The sequence below is a fragment of the Mycobacterium sp. genome (assembly GCF_040509115.1).
In the GTDB taxonomy this organism is placed as follows: Bacteria; Actinomycetota; Actinomycetes; order Mycobacteriales; family Mycobacteriaceae; genus Mycobacterium.
The window spans coordinates 1-5,610 of sequence record NZ_JBEVLO010000517.1 but is presented as its reverse complement, the minus strand read 5'-3'; the positions used below and the strand labels follow the sequence as shown (position 1 = coordinate 5,610).

7 protein-coding genes and 1 pseudogene are annotated in these 5,610 nt (G+C 63.6%); 6 read left to right on the top strand and 2 right to left on the bottom strand.

Features of this window, described 5'->3' with window-relative positions:
* On the bottom strand, positions 1–259 hold a 259-nt coding region (locus ABW137_RS35005; protein WP_526407418.1), incomplete at its 3' end, for an aldehyde dehydrogenase family protein.
* A gap of 247 nt (positions 260–506) precedes the next feature.
* On the opposite strand from ABW137_RS35005, the gene ABW137_RS35000 reads away from it, so the two are divergent.
* Complete coding sequence (locus ABW137_RS35000) at positions 507–1,685, top strand: CaiB/BaiF CoA transferase family protein (protein ID WP_526407416.1); 1,179 nt, start codon at positions 507–509, stop codon at positions 1,683–1,685.
* Between the two features lie 178 nt (positions 1,686–1,863).
* Complete coding sequence (locus ABW137_RS34995; protein ID WP_526407414.1) at positions 1,864–2,601, top strand: GntR family transcriptional regulator; 738 nt, start codon at positions 1,864–1,866, stop codon at positions 2,599–2,601.
* A 193-nt stretch (positions 2,602–2,794) separates the two neighbouring features.
* Here ABW137_RS34995 and ABW137_RS34990 read toward each other — a convergent pair whose 3' ends face one another.
* A complete protein-coding gene (locus tag ABW137_RS34990) occupies positions 2,795–3,328 on the bottom strand; it encodes an Lrp/AsnC family transcriptional regulator (protein WP_526407412.1) in 534 nt (177 codons plus the stop codon).
* 134 nt (positions 3,329–3,462) lie between these two features.
* Here ABW137_RS34990 and ABW137_RS34985 point away from each other — a divergent pair, with 134 nt between their 5' ends.
* The 4 genes and pseudogenes from ABW137_RS34985 to ABW137_RS34970 form a co-directional block, all read left to right on the top strand.
* A complete protein-coding gene (locus tag ABW137_RS34985) occupies positions 3,463–3,666 on the top strand; it encodes a LysR family transcriptional regulator (RefSeq protein WP_526407419.1) in 204 nt (67 codons plus the stop codon).
* Positions 3,667–3,928: 262 nt separating this feature from the next.
* Positions 3,929–4,471 carry an SRPBCC family protein gene (locus ABW137_RS34980; RefSeq protein WP_526407411.1) on the top strand — a complete coding sequence of 181 codons (543 nt, stop codon included), beginning with the start codon at positions 3,929–3,931 and terminating at the stop codon, positions 4,469–4,471.
* Entirely contained in the window at positions 4,464–4,952 is a 489-nt protein-coding gene (locus ABW137_RS34975; RefSeq protein WP_526407409.1) for an SRPBCC family protein, read from the top strand. Before ABW137_RS34980 ends, ABW137_RS34975 begins: the two co-directional genes overlap by 8 nt.
* Before the next feature lie 489 nt (positions 4,953–5,441).
* Positions 5,442–5,610 (top strand): annotated as a pseudogene (locus ABW137_RS34970) (MFS transporter); the annotation flags it as partial.

Here is a 5,610-nt window from a genome sequence, read left to right as displayed (position 1 = left end):
CTTCCAGCTCGGCTTCCAGCTCGTCGGCTACTCGGCAGAGCGCCCGGCCCCGCACGCTTGCCGCCTGCGCCCTCCACCCCGGCAACGCCCGACGAGCCGCGGCCGTCGCCTGCGAGATCTCGACCTGGCCTCCACGGGGTACGCGGCTCAGGAGTCGACCCGAGGCGGGTTCGTAGACGGGGATCGAGGACCCGTTGGACGCGAATGTCGCGCATCCATCTACGAGCATCGGCGTCACGTCCACCGTGACAGACGTCATCGATTGGCTCCTCTGTTGTGTGTGTCACTGACGTACTCGACCGTACGACGCAGATCTCATTTCTGTCAACAGAATGATGCTGATGACGGTCGCTAGAATGAGTTTTCGCACCAAATGCCCAGCAGGGTCATTGCAAGAGGGCGAAATCTGTTGACAGAAATGACCTAAGGGGCTTGGCTATGACGGGTAAGGCCGAAAGCCACTGCGGGGCGCCCCGCGGCCCCGTCGAAGCGAAGAAGGTGTCTCGTTGTTGCTGTCGGATCTCGTCGTGCTGGATCTCAGTCGCGCGCTCGCGGGGCCGCACGCCGGCATGATGTTCGGCGATCTGGGGGCGCGGGTGATCAAGGTGGAACGCCCCGCCGGCGACGACACCCGGTCGTGGGGGCCGCCGTTCGTCGGAGACGACGACATATCGACCTACTACCTGTCCTGCAATCGCAACAAGGAATCCATCACCGTCGACTTGAAGGCCGAGACCGGCCGAGAGGTCTTGACCCGCCTGATCCGTCGGTCCGACATCCTCATCGAGAACTTTCGCCCCGGAGTGCTCACCCGTCTCGGCTTCAGCTACGAGTCGCTGCACCGGATCAACCCAAGGCTCGTAATTTGCTCCATAAGCGGTTTTGGGTATGACGGCCCCGAAGGCGCCAGAGCCGGCTACGACCAGATCGCCCAAGGCGAAGCCGGACTGATGAGCGTGACCGGTGACCTCGCCTCGCCAACGAAGGTCGGCGTGCCCATTGCCGACATCCTCGCCGGCCTGCACGCCACCATCGGCATCTTGGCCGCGCTCCACGAACGCGCCATCAGCGGACGAGGACGGGTCGTGCACACCAGCCTGCTCGCCGGAGTCGTTGGCGCACACGCCTTCCAAGGAACGCGATGGACCGTGGCGGGTGAAACGCCCGTCCGCACGGGCAATCACCATCCCTCGATCGCTCCGTACGGACTCTTTGGCGCCAAGGACGGCCAGATCCAAGTCGCCGTCGGTAGCACGGCCCAATGGCACGCCTTTGCCTCCACGCTCGGCATCGACACAGACGACCCGAGGTTCCACACCAACGCCGATCGTGTCGAGCACCGCGACGGGTTGACGACGGTGATCAACGAGAAGCTGATCACTTTCACCGTCGCCGAGATTTCGGCCCTCCTCGACGAGGCCGGCGTCCCGTGCGGGAAGGTGCGGACCATCCCCGAGGTCTACGACTGGGACCAGACGCGCTCACAAGGACTGGTCGTCGCCGTCGATCATCCGGTCTTGGGGTCGATCGAATTGCCTGGACCGCCTATCCGCTTTGACCAGCATGACTACGCCGGTGGACGCGAGCAACACGCGCCTCCGCCAGCGCTGGGCGAACACAACGACCTCATCAACGCGTGGATCGCCCTGGGGTCGGTGGACCCACTGGAGCAAGTGAACGCGTGACGTCGCCCGGTCCGGCAGGGCCGCGGTGCAACTACCCCGGGCGAGTCGATGCGCGCGGGACGGTTCAAAAACCGCACGGCGGTACGCTCGCAACACGCGAGCGTGGGAAGTCCCGGACGGCTCGGGTGGTTCGTGGGCCGACGCCGCCGTCGCCCCGGAGCGGTGAAGGAGTGCAGGCGTGACCGACGTAGCAGGTGGAGTGGCCGTTGCTCCCACCCTCAGCGCGTTCACTGTCGAAGAGATCTACGACAAGCTTCGCGATGAGATTCTGCACGGGACGTTGCTGGCTGGATCCGTGGTGTCGCAGGTGAAGCTCGCCGATCGCCTGGGCGTCAACCGCACCCCACTGCGCGAGGCGTTGCGCATGTTGCAGCGTGAGGGACTCATCGAGAGCAAGCACAACCGGCAGGTCCGGGTCGCCCCGCTCGCCAGTTCAGATCTAGTACAGCTTTACGCACTACGCATCCCGCAGGAGGCGGTCGCGATCAAGCTGACCGTTCCGCAGCTCAGTTCTGGAGATCTTGCCGAGCTGCGAGATCTGCTCAGGGTCATGGACTCGGTGGCCTCCCCGGACACGTTCTCCGAGTGGGAGCGGCACCACCGGGTGTTCCACCAACGCCTGATCGCCCATGCCGGTGCGCGCATCACCAAGGCCGTGGGTGATCTGGGCGCCTACTGCGAGCGATACCGGCGGGCGCTCCTGCAAGCCAACCCAGTCAGCTTCGAGATCGGCGCCCGAGAGCATGCCGAAATCGTCGCAGCTTGCGAGATGCGAGACGCGGAAGCCGCGGCCAAGGCCTTGGGGCGTCACCTCGGACGCACGGCCCTGACTCTGCTGTCGGTGACCGACCCGTCTTTCGATCCTGCCGCGGTGCGTATCGCTCTGCGGTTCGTGCTGGGCGAGCCCCCGACCTGACCTCGCACTACCACGGCAATTTTGCGGCCAGGTCACCGTCAAGGCGCTCCACCGAGACGCGGTCTTCGAGCGCCGTGGAAATGGAGACGGGAGCCAACACGTCGCGGAGCGGCTGGTTGGCGCTTGAACCCAGCTCCAAGCTGGCGACTGAGGTCCTTGTATCTCAGCAGAATTCAAGTGCACGCCGACGGACTTATCGCTGCGCATGCATTCCGCGTCGGCGGACGGGAGTGATGACGTGCGTCCGTTCGTGATCGAGGACCACATCGGTTCGCACACCGTCGACTTCGCGTCGTTTCGTCAGCGAATCCAGGACGAAGTCGTGCAGTGCCTGTGTTGAGGAGACGGCGATGTGGATGAGCAGGTCTTCCGCGCCGGTCGTGACGAAGACCTGGACCGTCTCTGGCAGTCGCATCACGAATTCGCGGAAGCCCTGCACGACCTCCCGCGATTGCGGCCGCAACCGCACCGAGATGATGGCCTGAACCGGGCGTCCCAGCTCGGTGGGGTCGGCCGCGTAGTGCACGCCTACCAGAACACCTCGCTGTCGAAGCGAGCGGACCCTTTCGAAGGTGGTCGACGGGGATATGCCGAGTTCTGCGGCGAGGTCGCGGTTGCTACGCCGCCCATCGGCCTGCAACGAGGTGATGATCGCCGCGTCGAGATCGTCTAGCGCGTCGGCTGGTTCGTTTCCCGCCGCCGATTGTGCTCGACGTGTTCGTGTCATCGAGCTTCTCCTGGCTGGTTGGTCGTGTCTTTCGACGCTAGGGCAGCTGGATGCATAATTCCACGACGAGTTCTGCTATGTATACATACGACTGCGCTTATATTTGATGTCCGTCTACGCCGTCTCGACCTCTTCTGCGCAGTGGTCGACGAGGGTGGGGTGCCCCACCTGCAGAACGCCTGCACGTCGCTCAGCCCTGGGTGTCCGCACAGCTCCGACCACTTGAAAAGACAGTCCACCCAGCTCGTTTCGTTCGAGACGGCGGTCGCCTCGTATTCACCGTGGCCGGCGCTCGCTTCTACGTGGTGCGAATGGAGAGTTCTGGCCGGCAGCGCTGAGGATTTCATCGGGAGGCGAACTACTTCAACCCATTTCGAGGCTTCAACCCATTTCAAGGCGCCGCGGTGTCCGTCCTCCAGAGGAGGGGAGCGGACCAACTACGCGCCAGTGATGCGGAGTAATGCCACACGCCACAACAACGTTCGCTCAGTGCCGTCCAGAGAGCGCGTTGAATGCGAAACGTTCGGCAATGAACGGTTGACACCGTACATTTGATCGGTCACTTCGTACGGTGGGCGAGTTTCGTGCAAGCTTGCGTGCATGTCGAATCCCACACCGGTCGATCTTCTCATCACCGCCCGCGACCGCACGGTCCCAATCACCGTGCAGCAGCGGTCTTATCTCACTCCGGCGCAGGCATGGGCCGTCATCATGCCCATCGATCTCTCCCGCGTATTCAAGCCGGTGGCACCGTTTCCCGGCGTCGCCGGGGTCGCCAATCAAACCGAGACGTGGGACCACCCGGGCCCGTCGCGCAACCCTCAGTTCACCGACGGATCCAGTGCCGATGAGCAGTTGACCGAATGCGCCGAAGGCTCGAGCTTCGCCTACCAACTCACGGGGTTTACCAACGTGCTGCGCTATCTCGCTGCCGGAATCCGTGGCGAATGGACATTCACCCCCGACGGTCCGGGGACACTGGTCCGCTGGTCATACGAGTTCAAACCACTCCCCGGACGCCGTTGGATAATCGCCGGACCGTTCAAAGTGCTGTGGCTACGGTGGATGCGCGCCGGCCTGGCCCGCTGTATTCAGGCCCTGGAGGACGATTTCGCGGCAGGCAAGACCGGCTTAAATGAGTGATCGCCTCGACGTGTCGCAGCTCCGCCTGCGGCGCCGAATTCGGATGAGTGCAACGCCCGCCGAGCTGTACGACCTAGTCGCCGACGTGGGTGTTATGGCCGCATGGAGCCCCGAATTGGTCTGGGCCCGTTATGACGACGGCGACGGACCGACCGTCGGATCCTGGTTCACCGGGCGCAATCGCGGCCCGAAAGGAGAGTGGGAAACCCGAAGCGCCATCACCGAAGCGCAGCCACCAGACGTATTCGGCTGGACGGTAATCGTCGACGGGGCGTCCATCGGCCAGTGGACCTACTCATTCCAAGAAGACGGTGACGGAACGATGGTCGAGGTGGCGTGGCAGGTCAACAACTGGATACCGGTACTCGGTAAGACCGACGTCGAACTCGGACGGCTCAAGGAGCATACGGCCGAAATGATGGAGACCACGTTGGCCGCGATGGCGGAAGCCATGGCGTCGTCCGATGCCGCTGGCGCCTAGCTTCTATCGACGCTGAACCGCGAGGTCGTGGCGCCTACGGTTGGAAGCAAGCAGGATTGGGGCCGTGGCACCCGTCAGGCGAACTCGCCCGACTACGCCGCGGCCTTGTTCGAGCAGCATCGTCGCAATCCGAACATTGCGCTTTCGCAACCCCATCGGGGCCGCAGGCGGCGAAGCGGATCCCAGACTGGTAGCGGGCGCGGGGAAGGCCGCCCTCGAATTCTGAGTCGGCCATTCGCCAAGGCGGGCAAGCTAAGTGCTTTCGCAACGGCGGCGCAAAAGTCAATCCCATGGGAAGTCCATGGTGGCGCGATCGACCGGCGGCAACCAGGTGTCTCACGGCATGCGCTTCAGGGTTTGCTCGGAGTCGGATCCCCGATCCGTCGCAGAAATTAGTTTGTCAGCCAACTAGTTTGTGAGGTAAGTTACAGCGAGGCGGGGCTCTTCCCGCGATCACAAGCGCCCGGTGCGGAAGGAACACACACTGCGATGAGGCAACTCGAGGGCGAGCCGACGGCTCGGAAAGTGCGCACCCTGGCCGCAATAACGGTGGGCAATTCGCTCGAGTGGTACGAGTGGGCCATCTACGGGATCTTCGCGCCGTTCATCGCGGCGGCGATGTTCGACAAAACCGATCCGGTTTCTGCGCTGCTCTCGA

Coding starts and splice junctions, on each gene's coding strand:
- ABW137_RS34990 (WP_526407412.1), bottom strand. CDS start 3,328: ATGACACGAACACGTCGAGCACAATCGGCGGCGGGAAACGAACCAGCC.
- ABW137_RS34980 (WP_526407411.1), top strand. CDS start 3,929: ATGTCGAATCCCACACCGGTCGATCTTCTCATCACCGCCCGCGACCGC.
- ABW137_RS34975 (WP_526407409.1), top strand. CDS start 4,464: ATGAGTGATCGCCTCGACGTGTCGCAGCTCCGCCTGCGGCGCCGAATT.